At 23.9% G+C, this 24,303-nt stretch carries 20 protein-coding genes and 1 pseudogene; 14 read left to right on the plus strand and 7 right to left on the minus strand.

The window, feature by feature from the left end:
- From nuoH to folC, 8 genes are all read left to right on the plus strand, one after another.
- Nucleotides 1–972 carry an NADH-quinone oxidoreductase subunit NuoH gene (gene nuoH / locus AB4W50_RS00590; protein ID WP_367677231.1) on the plus strand — a complete coding sequence of 324 codons (972 nt, stop codon included), beginning with the start codon at nt 1–3 and terminating at the stop codon, nt 970–972.
- Nucleotides 973–988: 16 nt separating this feature from the next.
- A complete protein-coding gene (nuoI, locus tag AB4W50_RS00595; RefSeq protein WP_367677232.1) occupies nt 989–1,519 on the plus strand; it encodes an NADH-quinone oxidoreductase subunit NuoI in 531 nt (176 codons plus the stop codon).
- A 9-nt stretch (nt 1,520–1,528) separates the two neighbouring features.
- Nucleotides 1,529–2,011 carry an NADH-quinone oxidoreductase subunit J gene (locus AB4W50_RS00600; RefSeq protein WP_367677233.1) on the plus strand — a complete coding sequence of 161 codons (483 nt, stop codon included), beginning with the start codon at nt 1,529–1,531 and terminating at the stop codon, nt 2,009–2,011.
- Nucleotides 2,012–2,050: 39 nt separating this feature from the next.
- Nucleotides 2,051–2,353 carry an NADH-quinone oxidoreductase subunit NuoK gene (nuoK, locus tag AB4W50_RS00605; RefSeq protein WP_367677234.1) on the plus strand — a complete coding sequence of 101 codons (303 nt, stop codon included), beginning with the start codon at nt 2,051–2,053 and terminating at the stop codon, nt 2,351–2,353.
- Complete coding sequence (locus tag AB4W50_RS00610; protein WP_367677235.1) at nt 2,350–4,197, plus strand: NADH-quinone oxidoreductase subunit L; 1,848 nt, start codon at nt 2,350–2,352, stop codon at nt 4,195–4,197. The genes nuoK and AB4W50_RS00610 overlap by 4 nt, the downstream gene beginning before the upstream one ends.
- Nucleotides 4,198–4,284: 87 nt before the next feature.
- Nucleotides 4,285–5,763, plus strand: a complete 1,479-nt coding sequence (locus tag AB4W50_RS00615; RefSeq protein WP_367677236.1) for a NuoM family protein — start codon at nt 4,285–4,287, stop codon at nt 5,761–5,763.
- Between the two features lie 273 nt (nt 5,764–6,036).
- Nucleotides 6,037–7,254: an NADH-quinone oxidoreductase subunit N gene (locus AB4W50_RS00620; protein WP_367677237.1), complete on the plus strand. Its 1,218-nt coding sequence runs from the start codon at nt 6,037–6,039 to the stop codon at nt 7,252–7,254.
- Between the two features lie 202 nt (nt 7,255–7,456).
- A complete protein-coding gene (gene folC, locus AB4W50_RS00625) occupies nt 7,457–8,731 on the plus strand; it encodes a bifunctional tetrahydrofolate synthase/dihydrofolate synthase (RefSeq protein ID WP_367677238.1) in 1,275 nt (424 codons plus the stop codon).
- 7 nt (nt 8,732–8,738) lie between these two features.
- On the opposite strand, the gene AB4W50_RS00630 is transcribed toward folC, so the two are convergent.
- The gene (locus AB4W50_RS00630) at nt 8,739–9,716 is read right to left on the minus strand and encodes a ribose-phosphate pyrophosphokinase (RefSeq protein WP_367677239.1); all 978 of its coding nucleotides are present in this window, start codon (nt 9,714–9,716) and stop codon (nt 8,739–8,741) included.
- 191 nt (nt 9,717–9,907) lie between these two features.
- On the opposite strand from AB4W50_RS00630, the gene prfA reads away from it, so the two are divergent.
- From prfA to pta, 4 genes are all read left to right on the plus strand, one after another.
- Complete coding sequence (prfA, locus tag AB4W50_RS00635; RefSeq protein WP_367677240.1) at nt 9,908–10,984, plus strand: peptide chain release factor 1; 1,077 nt, start codon at nt 9,908–9,910, stop codon at nt 10,982–10,984.
- 6 nt (nt 10,985–10,990) lie between these two features.
- Nucleotides 10,991–11,818 carry a peptide chain release factor N(5)-glutamine methyltransferase gene (gene prmC, locus AB4W50_RS00640; protein WP_367677241.1) on the plus strand — a complete coding sequence of 276 codons (828 nt, stop codon included), beginning with the start codon at nt 10,991–10,993 and terminating at the stop codon, nt 11,816–11,818.
- A 109-nt stretch (nt 11,819–11,927) separates the two neighbouring features.
- Nucleotides 11,928–13,133: an acetate kinase gene (locus AB4W50_RS00645; RefSeq protein ID WP_367677242.1), complete on the plus strand. Its 1,206-nt coding sequence runs from the start codon at nt 11,928–11,930 to the stop codon at nt 13,131–13,133.
- A 69-nt stretch (nt 13,134–13,202) separates the two neighbouring features.
- Nucleotides 13,203–15,284 carry a phosphate acetyltransferase gene (gene pta / locus AB4W50_RS00650; RefSeq protein ID WP_367677243.1) on the plus strand — a complete coding sequence of 694 codons (2,082 nt, stop codon included), beginning with the start codon at nt 13,203–13,205 and terminating at the stop codon, nt 15,282–15,284.
- Between the two features lie 43 nt (nt 15,285–15,327).
- Here pta and AB4W50_RS00655 read toward each other — a convergent pair whose 3' ends face one another.
- From AB4W50_RS00655 to gyrA, 4 genes are all read right to left on the minus strand, one after another.
- A complete protein-coding gene (locus AB4W50_RS00655; protein ID WP_367677244.1) occupies nt 15,328–15,615 on the minus strand; it encodes a 2Fe-2S iron-sulfur cluster-binding protein in 288 nt (95 codons plus the stop codon).
- Nucleotides 15,590–16,723, minus strand: coding sequence for a class Ia ribonucleoside-diphosphate reductase subunit beta (gene nrdB, locus AB4W50_RS00660; protein ID WP_367677245.1), 1,134 nt, complete (start codon nt 16,721–16,723; stop codon nt 15,590–15,592). The genes AB4W50_RS00655 and nrdB overlap by 26 nt, the downstream gene beginning before the upstream one ends.
- A 44-nt stretch (nt 16,724–16,767) precedes the next feature.
- Nucleotides 16,768–19,053 carry a class 1a ribonucleoside-diphosphate reductase subunit alpha gene (gene nrdA / locus AB4W50_RS00665; RefSeq protein WP_367677246.1) on the minus strand — a complete coding sequence of 762 codons (2,286 nt, stop codon included), beginning with the start codon at nt 19,051–19,053 and terminating at the stop codon, nt 16,768–16,770.
- A gap of 65 nt (nt 19,054–19,118) precedes the next feature.
- Nucleotides 19,119–21,650, minus strand: coding sequence for a DNA topoisomerase (ATP-hydrolyzing) subunit A (gyrA, locus tag AB4W50_RS00670; protein ID WP_367677247.1), 2,532 nt, complete (start codon nt 21,648–21,650; stop codon nt 19,119–19,121).
- A gap of 138 nt (nt 21,651–21,788) precedes the next feature.
- On the opposite strand from gyrA, the gene AB4W50_RS00675 reads away from it, so the two are divergent.
- Nucleotides 21,789–22,460 carry a DUF2076 domain-containing protein gene (locus tag AB4W50_RS00675; RefSeq protein WP_367677248.1) on the plus strand — a complete coding sequence of 224 codons (672 nt, stop codon included), beginning with the start codon at nt 21,789–21,791 and terminating at the stop codon, nt 22,458–22,460.
- Between the two features lie 74 nt (nt 22,461–22,534).
- On the opposite strand, the gene AB4W50_RS00680 is transcribed toward AB4W50_RS00675, so the two are convergent.
- Nucleotides 22,535–23,125, minus strand: a complete 591-nt coding sequence (locus tag AB4W50_RS00680; protein WP_367677249.1) for a peroxiredoxin — start codon at nt 23,123–23,125, stop codon at nt 22,535–22,537.
- Between the two features lie 94 nt (nt 23,126–23,219).
- Here AB4W50_RS00680 and ung point away from each other — a divergent pair.
- Nucleotides 23,220–23,872, plus strand: a pseudogene (ung, locus tag AB4W50_RS00685) (uracil-DNA glycosylase).
- A 32-nt stretch (nt 23,873–23,904) separates the two neighbouring features.
- Here the strand turns inward: ung and grpE are convergent.
- A complete protein-coding gene (grpE, locus tag AB4W50_RS00690) occupies nt 23,905–24,228 on the minus strand; it encodes a nucleotide exchange factor GrpE (protein WP_367677250.1) in 324 nt (107 codons plus the stop codon).
- Nucleotides 24,229–24,303: the final 75 nt, after the last annotated feature.

Here is a 24,303-nt window from a genome sequence, read left to right on the forward strand (position 1 = left end):
ATGATCATTACACATTTAAATATCATTCATATAATGTATTGTTTTTTTCATGTTTTTTTTACCGTATTAATAATCGTTTTTTGTGGTGCTATGCTGAGTTTTATTGAACGTAGAATATTAGGTTTATTCCAAAATCGATATGGTCCTAATCGCGTAGGGTGGTTTGGATCATTACAATTGGTTGCGGATATGATTAAAATGTTATTTAAGGAAGACTGGATACCTACATTTAGTAAAAAATTAATTTTTATTCTTGCTCCTATTATTGCATTTATTTCATTATTATTAGTGATGGTAGATATACCATTGGATAATAATATTTACATGATTAATTTAAATATAGGAATTTTATTTTTTTTAATTATGTCTTCTTTATCAGTATATGCAATTTTATTTGCTGGATGGTCAAGTAATAATAAATATGCTTTATTAGGTTCAATACGTGCAATAGCACAAACTTTAAGTTATGAAGTTTTTTTGGGTTTATCTATCATGGGTGTTATTGCTAAAGCACATTCTTTTAATTTAATTGAAATTGTATATTCTCAGAAATATATTTGGAATATTATTCCTCAATTTTTTGGTTTTATTACTTTTTTAGTAGCTGGTTTAGCTTTATGTCACCGTCATCCTTTTGATCAGCCTGAATCTGAACAAGAATTAGCTGATGGATATCATATTGAATATTCTGGGATGAAATTTGGTATGTTTTTTATTGGACAATACATATCTATGATGGTGATTTCTTCTATAATAACAGTTATGTTTTTAGGCGGTTGGTTTGGTCCATGGTTACCAGGATACATATGGTTTATTTTAAAAAATGTATTTTTCATTGTATTTTTTATTTTATTACGAGCGGCTTTACCAAGGCCACGTTATGACCAAATTCTTTATTTTGGTTGGATGATTTGTTTGCCAACAACATTAATAAATTTAATTTTCACTGCATTTTTTATATTATTAAATTAATTTTTAGGTATATTTTATGTATATTAAAAACATTATTTTAGGCATAATAACCCAGTTGCGTAGTATTTTTATAACAATGAAGCATGTATTTCAAAAACGTGAAACTATATTATATCCAGATCATCCAATATACCTTGCTCCAAGGTATCGCGGACGTATTGTTTTAACCAAAGATCCTGATGGATATAGTCGTTGTGTAGCATGTAATTTATGTTCTGTTGTATGCCCGGTTAGTTGCATATCTTTACAGAAAACACAAGACCAATCTGGTCGATGGTTTCCTAAATTTTTTAAAATTAATTTTTCACGTTGTATTTTTTGTGGTTTATGTGAAGAAGCGTGTCCAACAACTGCAATTCAATTAACACCTGATTTTGAATTAAGTGATTTTAATAGACAGGATTTGGTTTATAATAAAAAAAACTTGTCTATTTCTGGAACTGGAAAGTATCATAATTATAATTTTTATGAACATACTGGGGTTAAAAATAATAAAAATAATAATATTCATGTTACACCAATTAACATTAAAGATTTATTACCTTAGGAATAATCAATGTATTTAGTTTTTTATTTTTTTGCATTTTGTACTGTATTATTTACTATTTTTTCTATTTTTCAGAAAAATATTATGTATTCGTTACTTTATTTTTTTGTTTCAGTTTTAACAACTTCTTTTATATTTTTTTTATTAGGAAATTACTTGATTGGATCATTGCAAATTATTATTTATGCTGGAGCAATTTTAGTGTTATTTGTTTTTGTAGTGATGCTATTAAATTTCGATGAATTAGAAGAAAAATTATATCATACAAAGTACAATTATTATTTTTTTACATTTTTATCTTTTTTTATATTTTTTTTATTGTATAAGATTTTTTTTTATCTACATGGAAGTTATGTTTATCAAATAATTAGTAATATTAATATTTTAGGGAAGTTTTTATTTGAACCATATATCTTAATTATTGAATTTGTATCAATTTTATTATTATCAATTATTGTTGTGATTATTTTAATTGCAAAAAGTAAACATTAATAATCTTTTTGGATTTATAACATATGGGACATAATTTATATGGTTTCTTTATTTAATTGTCTAGTTTTATCTATATTATTGTTTTTATTAGGATTTAGTTCAATTATTATACATGACAATTTATTATCTGTTTTTATTGGTTTAGAAATTATCATGAATGCTATTACTTTGTTATTAGTTGTAATGAGTAATTATTGGCATAATATGGATGGTCAAATTATGTATATTTTATCTATTACACTTACTGCTATAGAAGCAAGTATTAGTTTAACATTGTTAATACAGTATTTCAGAAAAACTACTACTTTAAATGTTAATAAATTAAGTGAGATTATTGAATGAATACAATTTCTTTAGTAATGTTATTTCCTATGATTAGTTTTTTTTGTTTGTTTTTTTTGAAAAATTTTTTATCCTATACAGTTAGTGTTATTATTAGTTTGAGTTCTATACTATTATCCATGATAACAGTATTTTTTTTGGGATATTTTTTTTTAAAAGGGCAAAATCAAATCATAGAAAATATGGTGTGGATATTATGGGATATTAAAGATTTTACAGTTGATATTTGTTTTTTAATTGATAATTTAACTTTTGTATTTTTAGTTATGATTATTTGTGTTGCATTTTTGGTTTGTGTATTTTCTGTTTGGTATATGCGATTTAAAAATGATAATATTATGTTTTTTGCATTGATTAGTTTATTTATCGTGAATATGTTAGTTTTAGTTTTATCGAATAATTTTATTATTATGTATATAGGTTGGGAGGGTATTAGTATTTGTTCATATTTATTAATAAATTTTTATTATTTTAAGAGTTATGTGAATACTGCTGCTATTACATCTTTTCTTTTTACTAAAATTGGTGATCTATTTTTAATAATAGGGATTATATTATTATACATTCACTATCATAGTGTAAATTTTTATGAAATAGATTTTTTAACAAAAGTTTATTTAATAAAATCAAATTCATTGTTATTATGTATTAATGCATTATTATTAATAGGGGCAATTGGTAAATCTGCACAAGTACCATTACAAATATGGTTACCAGAAGCTATGGTGGGTCCAGCTCCAGTTTCTGCTTTAATTCATGCTGCTACTATGGTAACTGCTGGTATTTACTTAATTGTACGAAATCATAGTTTGTTTATATTAACACCTAATATTTTATATATTATTGGTATTATAGGTAGTATAACATTGTTATTTTCTAGTCTTGTAGCTTTGGTAGAATGTGATATTAAGCGAATATTAGCATATTCTACAATGAGTCAAATTGGATATATGTTTATTGCTATAAGTGTAGGTGCATGGAATGCCGCTATTGTACATTTAATTGTACATGCTATGTTTAAAGCATTATTATTTTTGTCAGCTGGAATTTTAATTATGAAATGTCATAATGAACAAAATATTTATTTTATGGGTAATAAATTATATAAAATATTTCCTTTTGTATATTATTGTTTTCTAATAGGAGGTGCTGCTTTATCAGGTTTTCCAATTTTAACATTAGGGTTTTATAGTAAAGATGAAATATTATTTTGTATTTATAATTACCATAATATATTTTTTTTTATTACAGCAATATTATCAGTGTTCTGTACTACTTTTTATATTTTTCGTTTGATTTTTATTACATTTCATACACAGAATAAAGGTAAAAATATAGATGTATCAATTAATTTTTTTCAATATTTTCCGTTAAGTGTTTTTGCGATTTTTTCTACATATTTTGGTAAATATATTATTCCTAATCTATGTGGTATGTTTCCATTAATAATAATGTTACATAATTATGATAAAGTATATTTAGAAATTTTATCTAGTTTATTTGTAATTTTTAGTATTGGTGTAGCATATTATTTGTATATTTTAAATGTTAATTTAATATCTACAACATTTACAATAAAAATTTTACATGATTTGTTATGTATAATTAAAAATACTAATTTTGGTTTTTCATGTATTTATAGTTTATTATTTACAAATTTATATCTAAGAATAGCATATTTTTTGTCAAAAAAACCATTTAATATATTTAATAATTTTATTTTATTGTTTATTCAGAAAATATATTTTTTACTTTCATATACTGTAAATACATCGTTTAATTTTTGTATTATGATCATAGTGTATTATTTAATTTCTGTAATTTTATTTATTGTTTTATTGTAATTCAATAAATATTTACTTAAGTGGATATATGTATTTTTTGTATTATTTATATGAAATATTTTACATAATTAATAGGAATTGTAATATATGTTAATTTTTTTACTGATCATTCCATTATTGGGTAGTTTATTTTGTTGGATATTTGGTCGTCAATATTATAAATTTGCTAGATTTTTTGCTTTATCAACGGTTATTTGTTTATTGGTATTATCCGGTTTAATTTGGTTTAAATATTTTTATCACTATAATTTGCAATTATATCATACTTATTGGAATGATGAATTAATAATTCCGTGGATACCACAATTAGGTATAGATTTACATTTGGCTATAGATGGTTTATCATTCATGATGGTTGTTCTGACTAGTATTTTAGGTGTAGTTGCTATTTTATGTTCGTTTTATGAAAAGAAACAAAATGAAGGATTATTTTATTTCAATTTATTGTTTATGATGTTTGGTACAATTGGTGTATTATTATCTATTGATTTATTTTTGTTTTTTTGTTTTTGGGAAATTATGATAATTCCTATGTATTTTTTAATAATTTTTTGGGGGCATCCAAAATATACCAAAAAACAAAAAATCTATACTGCTAATCAATTTTTAATCTATACGCAAATATCTAGTATGATTATGTTATTTTCCATTCTATTATTATCATATAATTATTATTATCAGACAAATATTTGGACATTCGATTATAATCGATTTATTAATTATTCGATTCCTTTGCCATTAGAATATATAATTATGTTAGGTTTTTTTGTTGCATTTGCAGTTAAAATGCCTATTGTTCCGTTTCATGGATGGCTTTTAAATTGTCATAGTCAATCGTCTGTAGATGGTTCTTTTGATTTACTTGGTATGTTAATTAAAGTTTCTGCTTATGGATTATTACGTTTTAACATGCATTTATTTAAAAATTCTTCTAATCATTTTTATTTCGTAATTATAACTTTAGGTATAGTAACGATTTTTTATGGTGCGTGGATGGCATTTTGCGAAGTTAATATAAAAAAAATTATTGCTTATAGTTCTATATCACATATGGGTTTTATTTTAATTACAATATATTGTAATAATGTGTTTGCATATTATGGAGCAATTATTCAAATTATTTTTGGATCATTTACAACATCTGCTATATTTGTTTTATTAAGTCAATTATATCGGTGTACTAAAACAAATATTATTACACAGATGGGTGGTTTATATTCTCATGTAAACTGGATACCAAGTTTTTTTTTATTTTTTTTATTTGCAAATTTAAACCTTCCAGGGACAATTAATTTTGTTGGTGAAGTTATGGCATTAACTGGAATTTTTATTTATGAACCTTATATAGGATGTATTTTAGTTTTTAGTTTATTTTTTTCGGTAATATATTCTTTAAATATAGTACATAAAATGTTTTACGGTCCTGTAAAAAATAACGATTCTATGGATTTTAGGCAAATTAATTGTGTTGAGTTTTTTATTATATTTCTTTTTATAGTTATAACTCTCATTTTAGGTATATATCCAAACAATATTTTACAGATTGTTAAGTTTTCTATTGAATAAAATAAATTACTGTTTCATTTTATAAGAGTGATTATTTATATGTTTATACCGAATACTAAAGTAATAGCTTTAATTCCATTATTTATTTTGATGACTAGTATTTTTATAATTATGTTTTCTATTATTTTTAAGAGAAATCATGTTTTTGTTTTTTGTACCACTTTTTTTAGTCTGTTTTTACTGTTAATATCATTATTTTTTATTTATTATATTATTCCAATTACTATTACTTCGTTATTATATATTAATTTTTATTCCCTGATATATATTACAATGGTAATATTATCTAGTATTATTATGATTTTTGTTTCTTATTTTTTTTTAGAAAATTTTACTACACATAAAGAAGAATTTTATGTATTAATATTATCTTCTATTATTGGTGCTATAATCTTAATTGAAGCAAATCATATGTTTACAATATTTATTGGTATAGAATTATTATCTTTTCCTATTTTTGGTTTAATGACATATTCTTTTAAAAAAAATACAGTGATACAAGTAATATTAAAATATGTATTGCTATCTAGTGTCATCACATCTTTTTCATTGTTTGGTATTACATTAATATATTTTATATGTGGTACATTGAAATTAAATTATATTAAAATTGCATTTTTAATTAATAATGTATACATGAATAAAATTTTATTAATTGGTGTGTTATTTTTATTAACATCGTTGTTTTTTAAATTATCATTATTTCCATTACATTTTTGGGTTGCTGATGTTTATCAAAATGTTGTTCCAGTATTATTAATTTATTCTGTAACAGTAGTTAAAATTGCAGTTTTCTCAGTATTAATTAAGTTATTTATATATTTTCCACATAATCAATGTCAAGTATTATATTTATTGATTGAGATATTATCAATATTATCTATTGTTTTTGGTAGCATTATGACGGCATTCCAAAATAATATTAAAAAATTATTTGGTTATTCTTCTATTGTGCATATAGGTTATATATTAACTACATTATTAGTTATGCAGGATCATTATATTGCAAATGAAGTAGCAATAATATATCTAATAAATTATACAATGAGTAGTATTGGTATATTTAGTGCGTTAAGTTTATTAATATTATATAATAAAGATGCTAATTTTAATTTAAAAAAATTATCTGTATATCACACGATATTAAAAGAAAAACCTATTTTAAGTGCTGCACTTATTATAATTATTTTTTCTTTTGCAGGTATACCATTAACATATGGTTTTATTACAAAAATGTTAATTTTATTTATTATAATACAGAAAAAATTTTGGTTTTTATTATTTTCTATAATTATTACTTCTGGTTTTGGTATATATTACTATTTAAAAATAATATTACATTTATATAATACAAAAAATGTTATACAATTGTATCATATGAAATCTTACAAAATAATTGAATTTTTTATTATTTTAATTAGTATAATGATTATTATTTTTGGAATTTTTCCTCAAATTATTATGGATGTATTAAGATTATATAATTTATAAAATACATAATGTATAATTTCAAAATTTTATGTTACAATTTATTTTTTATTTAGTATAAAAAATTTTGTTTTACTTTTTTAGTATACAGTATACGAAAAATTTTTTAATTTATTTATTTAATAACTAGTATGTAATATATATTTTTTATAAAAGATTCATGATATGATAAGATTGATATATGTAGTATTATTTTTTAAAATTTATGAAAAAAAAATGTTTTGATCAACAACAATTATTATTACAATGGTTAAAATATATTAAAGTAATATGCATAAAAAAATATAATAATTCTATAGATAATGTTCAATATATTGCAAAAAAACTTAATTTAATTAAATGGTCAGCATTTATTATTACGGTATCTGGTACTAATGGTAAAGGTAGTACATCCACTGTCTTAGAAAGCATTTTTTTAAATATGGGTCATAAAGTTGGATTATATTCTTCTCCACATTTATTTAATTATTATGAAAGAATACGAGTTAATGGGCGGTATATTAAGGATCCAATAGTGCATATTATGGCATTTCAAAGAATAGTATTAGTCTCTAAACATATTCCATTGTCTTATTTTGAATTTATTACTCTTGCGGCATTATTAATATTTCAGTGTAATAATTTAAATATCATAATTATGGAAGTTGGTTTGGGTGGTAGATTAGATGCAACAAATATTATTGATGCAAGTATAGCAATTATTACAAATATCGATTTAGAACATACATATCTTTTAGGATGTACAAGATATAGTATAGGATATGAAAAATCTGGTATATTTCGTAATAATATTATTGCTATAGTTGGAGATAATGATATTCCTTATTCTATTTATCAAACAGCAAATATTCTTAAAGTTTGTCTAAATCGTATTAAATATGAATGGTATTGGTTTGAATCTAAATATAGTTGGTATTTTGCTGACCAAAAAGGTATTTTAAGTAATTTACCTGTACCTAAAATATCTTTACCTAGTGCTGCTATTGCAGTAGCAGCTGTACGTACTACACATTTTAATATTAGTAAAAAAATTATTATTCGTTCATTAAATGAAGTATTTTTACCAGGTAGATTTCATACAATTTATCAAAAACCGCGTATTATAGTTGATGTTGCACATAATGCACATGCAACACATTATTTAAGCAAAAAATTAAAAAGATTGTTAACTAATACACGTATGAAAATTTATGGTATTTTTGGAATTTTGTCTGATAAAGATATTAGAAATACCGTTTTTCATTTAATGGAGATTATTGATTATTGGTATTATACAATTTTGAATACTAATCGTACTGCTACAGCCAACAATATAATGCAAGTTTTACCGAAAAATGCTATTTTTTCGGTGAGTATAAAAGATGCAATATATGATCTAATATATAAAGTCCAAAAAGAAGATATCATTTTAGTATTTGGATCTTTTTTTGCTGTTTCAGAAGCGATGACAGCAATTCGTATGTTATATGATCAAGTATAAAATATTTTTATTTTCTTAAATTAAAAGTCGTATATTTTTTATATTCAAACATTGCTGAAATGGATTCCTCATTACTAATCCTACGAATAGCTTCTGCTAACATTGTAGATAAAGTTAATGTTCGGACTTTACTGTGTTGTTTTACTTCTTTCGATAATGGAATTGTATCACAAACAATAATTTCATCAATATATGTTTTCTGGATATTTTTTAGAATATTTCCAGAAAACACAGGGTGTGTTGCATATGCGAACACTTTATTTGCTCCGTTTTTTTTTAATGCCCGAGCAGCTTTACATAATGTTCCTCCAGTATCAATCATATCATCTACTAAAATACAATCTCTATTTGAAACATCTCCAATAATATTCATTACTTGTGCAACATTTTTACGTGGTCTTCTTTTATCAATGATTGCCATATCAGTATCATTTAATAATTTTGCAATTGCTCGTGCGCGAATTACTCCGCCAATATCCGGAGAAACAATAATTGGATCTTTTAAATTTAGATTTAACATATCTTCTAATAAAACGAAACTTCCAAATACATTGTCTACTGGTACATCAAAAAACCCTTGAATCTGTTCTGCATGTAAATCTACAGTGAGAATACGATCAATACCTACACTAGATAAAAAATCTGCAATTATTTTAGCGGTTATTGGGACACGTGTTGATCTTACTCTACGATCTTGTCTTGCATATCCAAAATATGGAATTACTGCAGTAATACGCCCAGCTGATGCTCTTCGTAAAGCATCTATAATAACTGCTAATTCAATAATATTATCATTTGTAGGATAGCAGGTTGATTGAATAATAAAGATATCATCTCCACGCACATTTTCATTAATTTGTACACTAATTTCTCCGTCGCTGAAACGGCTTACGGTTGCATCTCCAAGATGACTATATAATTTATTTGCAATTAATTTAGCTAAAATTGGGATTGAATTACCAGAAAATATTTTCATGTTTAGCATAAACTATCTCATATTTATGAATATATTAAGTAGTATTTTTTACAGTATATAAAATATGTTCAATATTATACAATAATATTATTATTATAGTGTATTATAATGGTTGTATTAATATTTATTGCAGTTGTTTTAAGAAAATATTTTTATAAATTGTATTTATATATCGTATTAAAGTAAGGATAAATCTAATTTTGAAAACATCTATTATAAATAAATTAGAACAATTACATATTAAATTAAAAAAAATTGAAGAATTAATTACAGATCAAGAAATTATTTCTAATCAAATACGATTTAAAAAATTATCAAAAGAATATCTGAAATTATCAACTTTAATTACTGTTTTTTTAGAATGGAAAAATATAAAAAAGGAAATTAAGTTAACTAAAAAATTACTTAGTGATTCTGAAATGTATGATATGGCTGAAGATGAATTAAAAATTTTACATGTTAAAGAGATGAATTTAAAAATAAAAATTAAAAATATGCTTTTACCTAATGATGATAATGAATATAAAAGTTGTTTTATTGAAATTAGAGCTGCTACCGGAGGTGATGAAGCTGCAATGTTTGCTGGTGATTTATTTAAAATGTATGGTCGGTATGCAGAATATAATAACTGGATTACTAAAATCATTAGTAGTCATATGAGTGAAAAAGGAGGATTTAAAGAAGTGATTTTAAAAATTACTGGTATAGGAGCATGCAAAAAATTAAAATTTGAGTCTGGAGGACATCGTGTACAACGTGTTCCTAAAACAGAATCACAGGGTAGAATACATACATCAACTTGTACAGTTGCTGTTATTCCTGTTGTTAAAGTATCTACAGAAGTTGTTATACATAATTCTGATTTAAAAATTGATACATTTCGGTCTTCTGGTGCAGGTGGACAACATGTTAATACTACTGATTCTGCAATTCGAATTACACATTTACCGACTGGTACTGTAGTAGAATGTCAGGATGAAAGATCACAACATAAAAATAAATCTAAAGCACTATCTATTTTAATATCTAGAATTCATGCACATAAAGTTGCACAACGTAATAAGAAAAATTCTTTAATTCGGAAAAATCTATTAGGAACAGGCGATCGATCGGACCGTAATAGAACATATAATTTTCCAAAAAATCGAGTTACTGATCATCGTATTAATTTAAGTGTGTATTGTTTGGACGATGTTTTAAATGGTAATTTAGATCTTTTAATAGAACCAATAATGCAAGAATATAATGCTAAACTTTTGTTAAAATTTGTAAAATAATTTAATATGCAAATTAATTTTTGGATAGAATATGGTATAAGATTATTATCTTATTCAAAAACACCAAGATTAGATACTGAATTATTTATTAGTTATGTTCTTCGTAAATCACGTACTTGGATTACGATATTTGATAATTTTATATTAAATTCTGATCAGATTTTTTTATTAAAAAAATTATTATATCGACGTTTGTGCGGTGAACCTGTTGCATATATAATTTGTAAAAAAGAATTTTGGTCTTTATCATTACTTGTTTCAAAAGATACATTAATTCCTAGATCAGAAACAGAAATTTTAGTGTATCATAGTTTAGGTCGATTAAAACAAGGAGATTATGTTTTAGATTTAGGTACAGGATGTGGTGCAATTGCTTTATCTATAGCACTCGAAAATCCAAATTGTACTATTTTTGGTATTGATTGTATTAATAATGCAATTCAGATTTCTAAAAAGAATGCTGATAATTTTAATATTAAAAATGTTAAATTTTTTTATAGTAATTGGTTTTCTTGTTTAAATAGAAAGTTTAATTTGATTGTAAGTAATCCACCATATTTAAGTTATAATGAAAAATCATCTTTATCAAGAGAGTTATTTTTTGAACCAGATATTGCATTATTTTCTAAGCAGCATGGTATATCAGAAATTAAGTATATTATTAATCATTCTAAAAAATATTTATTTTTTAATGGTTGGTTATTAATTGAACATGGATATAAACAAAGTAAAATAGTATATCAATTATTTAAAAAAAATAATTTTTATAATATTAAAACATATCAAGATTATTTAGGTTATCCACGTATTACAGTAGGTCAGAAAATCTGTTAGTTATATTTTTAAGATATTTGATAAATATCATAAATAGGGTTAAATGATATTCATTTTTATTAAATTTAGTTTATATGAATTTTATATTACATACTTTAAGTGGGAATATATGTTAAAAAACTTAGTTTTAGTATTTAATTGTGGCAGTTCATCTGTAAAATTCTCTATTTTAGACCCAATTCATAATAAAAAATATTTATTTGGTATAGTTGAAAGATTATATTTGAATGAATCATGTGTGACTTGGCATGTACATAAAAAAAAAAAAACAGTGTTAATTGGTAATAACGTTTCTCATAATCAGGCATTAAAATTTATTATTAAAGTTATTTTTACAAAATATGATGATTTAATATCAAGTATTCAATATATTGGACATCGTGTTGTACATGGGGGTAATCAATTAATTAAATCAGTTATTATTAATGATACGATAATACAAAAAATTCAGGAAAATAGTGTATTTGCTCCGTTACATAATCCAATGAATATATTAGGTATACAAGCTTCTATCCAATATTTTCCAGATTTAAAAAAAAAAAATGTTGCAGTACTAGATACTTCGTTTTATCATTCTCTTCCGGATTTTTCTTATTTGTATGCTATACCATATAAATTTTATAAAAAATATCATATTCGTCGTTATGGTGCACACGGTATTAGTCATTTATATATTGCTCACAAGACTTCAGATTTATTAAATATTAAGTTTAATAATTTAAATATTATTACTTGTCATTTAGGAGGGGGTTCATCAATAACTGCTATTCGTAATGGTTTATGTATAGATACGTCTATGGGTTTAACACCATTAGAGGGTTTAGTGATGGGTACAAGGAGTGGTGATATAGATCCTTCTGTAGTTTTTTTTATGTATGATATATTAGGAAAAAGTATGGATGAGATACAGCATATTTTAATTAATAAATCTGGTATTCTTGGTTTGACGAATGGTCTAACTAGTGATTTTAGATATATTGAGGAAAAATATTATTCGAAATTTCAGGCATATAGAATAATGAATTTATTTTGTTATAGATTATCTAAATATATTGGTTCATATGCCGCTTCATTAGAAGGTAAATTAGATGCTATTGTTTTTACAGGAGGTATTGGTGAAAATTCTGCTTTAACACGTGCATTAGTATTATCAAGATTAGAATTTCTTGGTTTAAAAATAGATAATAATTTAAATTATCAGCCAAATTTGAATAAATCACGTTTTATTAATAAAAAAAATACAATTCCACTTTTAGTGATACCGACTAATGAGGAATTTATTATTGCTAAAGAAACAATACAGTTATTTTTATGATTTTACTATTTATGAATAGTAATAATTATTAAAATAAAAATATTAATGAATTTTATATGCGAGATTTTTATGACGCGTACTATTATGTTAGTTCCGATTGGAAATAGTGTCGGTCTTACAACGGTTAGTGTAAGTTTATTAAAATTAGTTTACGAAAATAAACTCAGTGCAATTTTTTTTAAACCATTTCCTGATATTTTGAATGATATTGATGATACTGCTAATATTGTAAATAGGAATTTTGGTATTCCCAGCATTAAACCCGTTTTACCTGTAAACACAATGTTTTTATCAGATAGAGAATATGTTAAAAAATTAATACAAGATAATTTAGATTTATATTATTCATATTACAATAAGTATGATATTATTTTCATTGAAGGTAAGAAAAACAGTAATTTAAAATATTATATACATGATTTAAATTTAAAATTTTTATATCATACACGATGTGAGTTAATTATTTATAATGTTAATTATAATGATTTTTATAAAGAATTTTTGTTTTATAAAAAAAAGTATGATATTAGGAATCGTATTATTGGTATAATTAATAATTTTTATGATATTTCTATAAAAAAATATAATGATATTCTATTTTCTCCATATTCTTTAATAAATCACCATATACATCTTAATAGAAAATCAGTTGTTGTATCAAATATTCCATGGAATAAAAAGTTAATATATTTTCCTATATATGCAATATTTAAATTAATTAAAATAGAAAATATTTTAAAAAAGTATACAATAAATCAAATTGATTCATTTGTTTTATATGATCAATTTTTTTTTAATATGTCCAATCATATTTTTAATTCTGTTTTATTAATTCCTTTTTATAAATTTATTAAAAAATACCAATCGTTATGTGTAATATTAGAATGTAATATTTTACATTCTATTATATTAACTGATTGTAATAAATATGATATATGTAATTTTAGTATACTTAAAAAACAATTTAAGTATAAAATCTTATTATTTTATACTAAATCAAAATTTGATCAGGTAATACTGTCTATTCATATGTTTCATAAAAATATGATCATAAATGATAAAATTTATCTTAATTCAGTAATATTACATTTTACTAATTATATAAATAAAAAATTTATTTTTCGTTTATTAGTTCATACTAGAAAACAAATTATTCATTTTTCACAGAATGTATTTCAACAGTATTTAATTGAAAAAGCAAAAAATAAAAATAGTCATATTTTATTACCAGAAGGTTCAGAAGAACGTATTATACATGCTGCAAGTATTGTATCGAATTTAGGAATTGTGCAATGTACATTGTTAGGTAATAAAAAAATAATACATCAAATTGCTAAAAAAAACGGGTGGAATATTAATAATAATATTAATATTATTAATCCGATAAATATTTATAAAAACTATATTGAAAAGTTATTTGTATTACGAGCTCACAAAGGTATAACATGGAAATTATCAGAAAAATATGTTCAAGATCATATGGTATTAGGTTCATTATTGTTATTAGAAAACGAAGTTGATGGTGTAGTATGTGGTGTAAAGTATACTACTGCTGAAGTTTTACGTACTGCAATTCAATTAATTGGAATAAAAAAAAATATTTATAGTAATTCACCTATAGTATCATCTTCTTTTTTTATGTTGTTAAAGAGTAGTATATTATTATATAGCGATTGTGCAGTAAATATTGATCCGAACATAAAACAATTAGTAAATATTGTTTTGGATACTTCTGATTTAGCGATTTTATTTGATATCAAACCAAAAATAGCTATGTTATCTTATTCTACTGGTATTTCTGGTTCAGGTGATACTGTTGAAAAAGTACGAAAAGCAACTTGTTTAGTAAAAAAAATACGACCCGATTTAACAATCGATGGTCCCATTCAATACGATGCTGCAATCAATCCTAATATTTCAAATATTAAGTTACCTAAATCATGTTTACATGGACAAGCAAATGTTTTTATTTTTCCTGATCTAAATTCTGGTAATATTACTTATAAAGCTGTTCAACAATCTTTAAATATATCTTCTATCGGACCTATTTTACAAGGTTTAATGAAACCGGTAAATGATCTTTCAAGGGGTGCTACCGTAAATGATATTGTATATACTATCCTTGTTACTGCAATTCAAAAAATTACATGATTACTTTAATATTATTTTATGAAAAATTATTTTTTTAATATGATTAAATTAGTATTATAATATTACTTTTTGCTCTACATGAGCATGCAAGAATATTTCCTTTCGGTACGTAAGCTATACTTTTTTTAAATTGATATATTTTTCCATATACTAATTTTATACTACAACTACCACAATACCCGGAATTACATTGATAAAATATATCTATATGATTTATTAATAATATTTGTAATATTGATAATTTTTGTTGTTCTGGTCGAATATAATATTTTTTATTATATATTTCAATAATATAATCTTTTTTTTTATAGTTTAAATTTTTTAAATTCATCTTTTGAAATTTCACAATCTATTTGATTTGTTAAGTAAGAACTTGCTTCAACTTCTTGCGGAGCAACTTGTACGTTGTCTGAAATTAACCAATTATTAATCCATGGAATTGGATTTTTAATTCTGGGAAATATTGGTGTTAAATCAATTGCTTCCATTCTGAGGTTTGTAATATATTCTATATATTTAAACATAATGTCTTTATTTAGTCCTAAAATAGATCCATTCTGAAAGAGATATTCAGCCCATGTTTTTTCTTGTTCTGCTGATGTTTGAAATAGGTTAATGGTTTTTTTTTTACATTCTTTTATTATTTTTACCATTTCTGAATCATTTTCATGATTTTTTAAGATATTTATAATATGTTGCGTACCCGTTAAATGTAAAGATTCATCTCGTGCTATTAATCGAATAATTTTAGCATTACCTTCCATTAGTTTTTTTTCAGCAAATGCAAAAGAACAGGCAAAACTAACATAAAAACGTATTGCTTCTAACACATTGACGCTGATTAGACATAAATATAATGCTTTTTTAATAGTTTTTAAATTAATTTTTATAACATTATTTTTATTATTTTTATAATTTCCTTCTCCAAATAAATTCCAGTAATTTGTCATATTGATTAAAGTATCATAATAATAAGATATGTTTTTAGCACGTTCGTAAATATTTTTATTAGAAATAATTTTATTAAATATATCTGATGGACAATTTGTAATGTTCCGGATAATATGTGTGTATGATCTTGAATGAATAGTTTCTGAAAATGACCATGTTTCTACCCATGTTTCTAATTCAGGTAATGAAATAATAGGTAGAAATGCTATATTTGGACTTCTTCCTTGAATGGAATCTAATAAAGTTTGGTATTTTAAATTGCTAATAAAAATGTGTTTTTCATGTTTTGGTAATGATAAAAAGTCTATTCGATCTTTTGATAAATCAATTTCTTCTGGTCTCCAAAAAAAAGATAATTGTTTTTCTATTAAATTTTCGAAAATATGGTATTTTTGTTGGTCATATCTAGCAATATTTACAGATTGTCCAAAAAACATTGGTTCTTTTAATTGATCGTTATTTTTTCTAGAAAATGTGGTATATGACATATTTTTACCTAAGTATTTATGTTAGATTTTTATAATATTTTATATTATAATATACATGCTCCATCACTACAATAATATTCTTGACTATAATCTTTATTTTTTTTTTGATACTGATTTAAATCATCCCGGGTATTTTGATAATATAATGTTTTTAAACCTAATTTATATGCAATTAATAAATCTTGTAAAAGTATTTTAATTGGTATTTTATTGTTTGGAAATTTTGAAGGGTCATAATTTGTATTTGCTGAAATTGATTGATCAACAAATTTTTGCATGATACCAACTAAATTTAAATATCCTTGATTATTTGGCATATCCCATAGTAGTTCATATTTATTTTTTAATTTCGTATATTCAGGTACTACTTGTTTTAACATACCATCTTTAGAAGCTTTAATGGTAATATACCCTCTTGGTGGTTCAATTCCATTAGTAGCATTAGCAATTTGTGATGATGTTTCTGTAGGCATAATTGCTGAAACTGTAGAATTACGTAAACCATACTTTTTAATTTTTTCTCTTAATTTATTCCAATTTAATTGCAAATTTTGTTTACAAATTAAATCAACATTTTTTTTATAAGTATCTATTGGTAATATTCCTTTAGAATAATTTGTTTGGTAAAATAAAGCACATGGACCTTTTTCTTTAGATAGTTTATAAGATGCCTGTAATAAATAATATTGTATATGTTCAAATGTGATATGTGTTAAATTATTAGCGCTACCATCTGAATATTTTACGTTATTTTTAGCTAAATAACATGCAAAATTTATTACTCCAATTCCTATTGAACGTCTATTTTGAGCACCATTTTTTGCAGAAATGATAGGATATAATTGATAATCAATAATTTCATCTAATGCCCTAACTAACAAATCAGATAATTTTTTTAATTCAATTAAATGTTTAATACAACCTAAATTCAATGCTGATAGTATACATAATGCAATTTCTGCATTTTTATCATTAAGATCGTTTATTGGACTTGTCGGAAGGGTAATTTCTAAACATAAGTTTGATTGTTTGATAGGAGCGTATTTTGGATTGAATGCACTGTGTGTATTACAGTGATCTACATTTTGTATATAAATTCGACCTGTAGATGTACGTTCTTTCATAATTAAAGAGAATAAATCAACAGATTTAATTTTTTTCTTGCGAATGTGGATGTTATTTTCATATTGTATATATAGTTCTTCAAATTTTTTCTGGTCAGAAAAGAAATAATGATATAATTTTGGAACATCAGATGGACTAAATAATGTAATATATTGTTGATTAATTAGTCTTTGGTACATTATTTTATTAATTTGTACACAATAATCCACATGTCTTACACGATTTTCTTCAATTCCTCGATTATTTTTTAATACAATGAGACTTTCAATTTCTAAATGCCAAATTGGATAAAATAATGTTGCTGCTCCTCCTCTTATACCTCCTTGTGAACATGATTTTACAGCTGTTTGAAAATATTTATAAAAAGGTATACATCCTGTATGAAAATTTTCACCATTTCTAATGGGACTACCAATTGCGCGTATTTGGCCCACATTAATTCCAATTCCTGCTTTTTGTGAAATATATTTTACTATAGAACTTGCAGTGGCATTAATAGAATTTAAGCTATCTGAACACTCAATTAATACACATGAACTAAATTGTCTAGTTAGTGTACGTACTCCAGACATGATAGGTGTTGGTAAAGAAATTTTAAATTTCGAAATAGCATCATAAAAGTTTTTTATATATTGCATTTTTTTTTCTTTTGGATACCTAATAAATAAACAAGCAGAAATTAATATATACAAAAATTGTGCACTTTCATATATTTTTCCAGTAATGCGATTTTGAATAAGATATTTCCCTTCTAGTTGTTTTACTGCAGAGTAGGCAAAATTCATATCGCGATCATGCTTTATAAAATTGTTCATAATATAATATTCTTCTTTAGAATATTTTTTTATTAATATTGGATCATATTTTTTTAATTTTACCATTTTTTTTACATGTTTATATAAACTTGGTGGACTAAATTGTCCAAATGCTTTTTTACGTAATTGAAAAATTGTTAACCGTGCAGCCATATATTGATAATCTGGAGTATCTTGAGAAATAAGGTCTGCTGTAGTTTTGATAATGATATTATGAATATGTATTGTTTTAATTTCGTTGTAGAATTGTATTTTTGATTTTTTTATAATTTTTATTATTGAAATATTTTTTAACTTTTTAGATGCTCGGTTTAACATGGTTGATATTTTACAAAAATTTATTTTTTCTTTTTTACCGTTCTTTTTTGTTACTACTAAAATATTTTCCATTGTGTATTACCTAATTATTTTTCACTTGATAAATAAAATATTTTATTGAATATAAAAATATTATATTAATAGGATATATTAAGTTTATTATTAGAAATTTTTTGTAATGCTACAACTTTTTCATTTTTTGTAGTTCGGATTAAAATGACACCTTGTGTATTTCTACCTAAAATTCTAATTTCAGATACATTTGTACGTACTAATGTTCCGGCATTAGTAATCATCATAATTTGATCTTTTTCAGAAACTGGAATTGCACTAATTACAACGCCATTTTTTTTAGTAATTTTAATAGAACGTACGCCTTTTGTTGCTCTTGATTTGATAGGAAAATTTTCAACTTTTGTTCTTTTTCCATATCCATTTTCTGTCATTGTTAAAATTGTTTCATTTTTATGCGGAACGAGTAATGATACTACTTGGTCATTTTTATCAAGATTAATACCGCGAATACCATATGCAGTTCTACCCATTTTTCTTACTTCCTTTTCTGAAAAATGAACAACTTTACCTTTTTTACTAAAAAGCATAATATTATCTAAACCGTTTGTTACTTCTGCGCCAATTAATTCATCCTTGTCTTTAAGATGAATTGCCATCATACCAGTTGACCTTGGTTTTTTAAAAATATTAAGTGGAGTTTTTTTCACAATACCATTTGCAGTTAACATAAAAACATTTTTATTACTTGTAGCTTTACTTAAATTTAAAATAGCAGTAATACGTTCTTTTTTACTTAATGGTATTAAATTAATAATCGGTCTTCCTCTGGCATGTCGACTTGCTTCAGGTAATTGATATACTTTAATTCTATATAAAGTACCTTTATTGGAAAAACACAAAATAGTATCATGTGTATTAGTAATTAATAATGTTTCTATACAATCTTTTTCTTTAGTTTTTGCAGCAGAACGTCCTTTTCCTCCTCGATGTTGTGTGACGTAATCTGATAACGGTTGATATTTCACATATCCTGAATGTGATAAAGTTACTACTACATCTTCTTTTGTTATCATATCTTCTATTTCAACTTCAGTATTATGTTCAATAATTTCTGTTTTTCTTTTATCACCAAATTTATTTTGTATAACTTTTAATTCGTTTTTTATAATTTCTAACATATCATGATGATTGTTTAAAATACATGATAATGATTCTATTTTTTTTATTAAACTATTATGTTCTTGTAAAATACGATCTTGTTCTAATGTTGTTAATTTTTGTAATTTTAATTCAAGAATAGATTGCACTTGTTTATTACTAAATTGATAGTCTGTATTTTTTTGTTGATTATTTTGTATTGATTCGTTTTTTTGTGTATTAAGTACGTTACATAATTGATTATTTATTGGCCATTTTTGAGATAATAATGCTTTTCGTGCCAATTTTGGTTGATTAGATTTTTTTATAATTTCAATAATTTGATTAATATTACTTATAGCAATAGTTAATCCTTGTAAGATATGTATTTTTTTTTTTGCTTTTTTTAATTCAAATATACTTCTTCTTGTAATAATATTTTCTCTATGTAATAAGAAACATTTTAGAATATTTTTTAGAGACATAATTTTAGGTTGGCCATAGTATAAAGCAACCATATTAATTCCAAAGGATATTTGCATTTGTGTTAACATGTATAATTGATTTAATAATATTTCTTTAATAGTATCTTTTTTAATTTCAATTACAATTCGCATACCATCTTTATCTGACTCATCACGTAAAGCATGAATACCTTCGATTTTTTTTTCTTTTACTAATTCTGCAATTTTAGTAATTAATACAGATTTATTGACTTGATATGGTAATTCGTATATTATTATCGATTCACGTTTATTTTTAATGCTTTGTTCTATTTTATGACGTGCACGAATGTAAATTTTTCCTTTTCCAGTTCTATATGCATTTTCAATACCCTGATAACCACTAATGATACCATATGTTGGAAAATCTGGTCCTGGTATGTAATTCATAAGTTCTTTTAATGAAATATTTTCATTGTTAATGTATGCAAGACATGCATTAATTACTTCATTTAAATTATGTGGTGGAATGTTTGTTGCCATACCAACTGCAATACCTGAAGAACCATTAATTAATAAGTTGGGTATTTTTGTTGGTAAAATCTCAGGTATTTTTTCTGTTTCATCATAATTTGGTAGAAATTCAACGGTATCTTTTTCTAAATCATCTAATAATTCATGTGCTATTTTTGACATCCTAATTTCTGTATAACGCATGGCAGCTGCAGAATCTCCATCTATAGACCCAAAATTACCCTGTCCTTCAATTAAAACATATCGTAATGAGAATGTTTGTGCCATTCTAACAATCGCTTCATATACTGCTAGATCTCCATGGGGATGATATTTTCCAATAACATCACCTACAACTCTAGCAGATTTTTTATATGGTTTATTCCAATCGTTACCTAAAATGTGCATTGCGAATAAAATTCTGCGATGTACAGGTTTTAATCCATCTCTTACATCAGGCAATGCACGTCCTACAATTACTGACATAGCATAATCCAGGTAAGAAGATTTTAATTCTTTTTCAATATCGATTTTATGAATATTTTTGTACAATATATGCATATTTTTATTTCTCTTCAGTAATATAACTTTATTTAATATAAAATTATATCATATTAGAATAATACAGCGAATATAAAAAAAATAATGATTTTATTTTTTTATAATAATTAAAATACTTACAATTATTGGAAGCAATATATGAAAGAAACTGAAAAAACATTAATTATCAATTTATTTAAAAAAATAAATAACATATCATTACAAACACCTCATAAAGATTCTGAAGCAGAAAAATTAATTAATATATTATTAAAGAATCAACATGATTCTGTTTATTATATGGTACAAACACTCTTAGTGCAAGATATCTTAATTCAAGAGTTAAATGATAAAGTAAAAAAATTACAAGATCGAATTAGTCGGTTCTCTGTACAAAACATGAGTTTTTTATCAGATCATGTAAAACAAAAAGTTCGTAATTTACCTACAGATAATCATATACTGCATAACAGTAATAAAAATACATATTCTAAAAAAGTGGAACCAGAAATTGCAGAGTATAATTATTCTAATAGTAATAATACTTCTGGAAGTAATCCAAGAAGAGGAATATCAAGTTTTTTAGGTACTGCAATTCAAACAGCTGTTGGTGTAGCTGGAGGTATGGTTGCAGGTAACATGTTAACAAATTTTTTACATAATCATGAAAAAGAAAGTCATATATTAGATGATTCAAATCATGTTGACTCTAGTACTGAGCATCTGGATCCTTCAATTAATAATTTTTTTCAAGTAGATGATACTCATGAAAATCTTGATACAGATGATTTAGATGATGTACATGATTTTGATGAAAATTTTACTTCATAATAATATTTCAATATTTTTTTAAAATTATATCTTAAAAAAAACCAGCAGTAATATTTATGCTGGTTATATATATTTTATTTGTTTTGATAATATTTTATTAGTCCGTCTTGTGATGGGTGTATGGTTTTCTCCCCTTTTTTCCAATTTACAGGACAAACTTCACCATATTTTTCATGATATGTGACAGCATCTATCATTCTAATCATTTCTTTTATATTTCGTCCCAATGGTAAATCGTTTACTACTTGATGTTTGACAACACCGTTTATATCAATTAAAAAAGATGCTCTTAATGCAATTCCTAATTCAGGATGTGCAACTCCATAAGATTCTTGTATTTCTCCTTTTACATCTGATACCAACGTGTATTTTAATTTTCCAATTCCACCGTTTTCAATCTTAATGTTTTGCCATGCTTGATGTACAAAAACTGAATCGCGTGATACACCAATAATTTTTGTATTTCTTTTTTTAAATTCATTATACATCTGATTAAATACAACAATTTCTGTTGGACAAACAAATGTAAAATCCATAGGCCAAAAAAATAAAACTACTAATTTATTTTTTGTTTCTTTTTTGAAATTAAAATTGTTTACAATATTACCATTTTTTAAGATAGCCTGGGTGACAAAATTTGGTGCATTTTGAGCAACTAAAGTCATATTTATTTCCTTATATAATTACAAGATATTTTTCATTAATTACTATATTATTAATATATACTATAATTATTAATTTTATATAGTTATTGATAAAATGAAAAATTTAAATTGGCATAATATTTTTAATCAAGAAAAAAAAAAGTATTAAAAATTTTAAAGAAAGTATCAAAAGAACGACGTAGTAAAATTATTTATCCTAGACAAGAAGATGTTTTTTATGCTTTCCATTTAACACCATTTGAATCAATTAAAGTAGTAATTATTGGACAAGATCCTTATCATAATACTAATCAGGCACATGGATTAGCTTTTTCTGTTAGATTTGGATTACAGATTCCTCCATCTTTAAAAAATATATATCATGAGGTAACTGAAAATTTTAATCTTCCAAAAGATTATTATTTTCATGGATGTTTATCTAGGTGGGCACGGCAAGGTGTATTGTTACTCAATTCTATTTTAACAGTTGAGTCAGGCAAGCCAAGATCACATGTAAATTTAGGTTGGGAAAAATTTACAGATCAATTGATTTATTATATTAATACATATTTGAATAATGTCATTTTTTTATTATGGGGTCAATATGCTCAACAAAAAAGAGTTTTTATTAATTCCAATAAACATATTATTTTATGTGCTTCACATCCATCTCCACTTTCAGCATATCGTGGTTTCTTTGGGTGTCGTCATTTTATTAAAACAAATAATATTTTATTGGAACAAAAAAAAAATGTTATTTTTTGGTAAAAAATTTTATATTAAATTTCTTATTTAGTACTTTATTTTATTTTTTTTATAGTATTTAATAAGCATTTTTGGATTAGTTCAATACCTTCTATGATAGAATTTGGTTGTAATGATTGTTTATCCGATATTTCAGAAATTTTATTAAGTTTTTCTACTATATATATTAGTTCTTTTTTAAAATTTGTTAAATTTTCTTTTTGAATTTTTTGAATCGTTTGTTCAGATTTTTTTTTGATATTTTCTATATTTGCTTGTGTTCGTAATTTAATTTCTTTTTTTTTTTTTATAAGATCTGATAGTTTTTTTTCTAATTCATATATGCTTGTAGAATTATTATCCACTTTATTATTATTCATATATTCTAGTTTCGTGTTTAATATAATTTTATATGATTATATTATAAAGATTTTCGTATTTTATTTAATAATATA

Origin of the sequence: Buchnera aphidicola (Takecallis arundicolens) (genome assembly GCF_964058945.1) — a bacterium.
In the GTDB taxonomy this organism is placed as follows: Bacteria; Pseudomonadota; Gammaproteobacteria; order Enterobacterales; family Enterobacteriaceae; genus Buchnera_L; species Buchnera_L aphidicola_AH.

What these genes read in the sequence shown, in the direction of transcription:
- gyrA (WP_367677247.1), bottom strand. Translation starts at nt 21,650, where the DNA reads ATGCATATATTGTACAAAAATATTCATAAAATCGATATTGAAAAAGAA.
- folC (WP_367677238.1), top strand. Translation starts at nt 7,457, where the DNA reads ATGAAAAAAAAATGTTTTGATCAACAACAATTATTATTACAATGGTTA.
- prmC (WP_367677241.1), top strand. Translation starts at nt 10,991, where the DNA reads ATGCAAATTAATTTTTGGATAGAATATGGTATAAGATTATTATCTTAT.
- AB4W50_RS00680 (WP_367677249.1), bottom strand. Translation starts at nt 23,125, where the DNA reads ATGACTTTAGTTGCTCAAAATGCACCAAATTTTGTCACCCAGGCTATC.
- AB4W50_RS00675 (WP_367677248.1), top strand. Translation starts at nt 21,789, where the DNA reads ATGAAAGAAACTGAAAAAACATTAATTATCAATTTATTTAAAAAAATA.
- grpE (WP_367677250.1), bottom strand. Translation starts at nt 24,228, where the DNA reads ATGAATAATAATAAAGTGGATAATAATTCTACAAGCATATATGAATTA.
- AB4W50_RS00615 (WP_367677236.1), top strand. Translation starts at nt 4,285, where the DNA reads ATGTTAATTTTTTTACTGATCATTCCATTATTGGGTAGTTTATTTTGT.
- nrdB (WP_367677245.1), bottom strand. Translation starts at nt 16,723, where the DNA reads ATGTCATATACCACATTTTCTAGAAAAAATAACGATCAATTAAAAGAA.
- nuoH (WP_367677231.1), top strand. Translation starts at nt 1, where the DNA reads ATGATCATTACACATTTAAATATCATTCATATAATGTATTGTTTTTTT.
- AB4W50_RS00620 (WP_367677237.1), top strand. Translation starts at nt 6,037, where the DNA reads ATGGTAATATTATCTAGTATTATTATGATTTTTGTTTCTTATTTTTTT.
- AB4W50_RS00600 (WP_367677233.1), top strand. Translation starts at nt 1,529, where the DNA reads ATGTATTTAGTTTTTTATTTTTTTGCATTTTGTACTGTATTATTTACT.
- pta (WP_367677243.1), top strand. Translation starts at nt 13,203, where the DNA reads ATGACGCGTACTATTATGTTAGTTCCGATTGGAAATAGTGTCGGTCTT.
- AB4W50_RS00630 (WP_367677239.1), bottom strand. Translation starts at nt 9,716, where the DNA reads ATGCTAAACATGAAAATATTTTCTGGTAATTCAATCCCAATTTTAGCT.
- AB4W50_RS00610 (WP_367677235.1), top strand. Translation starts at nt 2,350, where the DNA reads ATGAATACAATTTCTTTAGTAATGTTATTTCCTATGATTAGTTTTTTT.
- nrdA (WP_367677246.1), bottom strand. Translation starts at nt 19,053, where the DNA reads ATGGAAAATATTTTAGTAGTAACAAAAAAGAACGGTAAAAAAGAAAAA.
- AB4W50_RS00655 (WP_367677244.1), bottom strand. Translation starts at nt 15,615, where the DNA reads ATGAATTTAAAAAATTTAAACTATAAAAAAAAAGATTATATTATTGAA.
- AB4W50_RS00645 (WP_367677242.1), top strand. Translation starts at nt 11,928, where the DNA reads ATGTTAAAAAACTTAGTTTTAGTATTTAATTGTGGCAGTTCATCTGTA.
- nuoI (WP_367677232.1), top strand. Translation starts at nt 989, where the DNA reads ATGTATATTAAAAACATTATTTTAGGCATAATAACCCAGTTGCGTAGT.
- nuoK (WP_367677234.1), top strand. Translation starts at nt 2,051, where the DNA reads ATGGTTTCTTTATTTAATTGTCTAGTTTTATCTATATTATTGTTTTTA.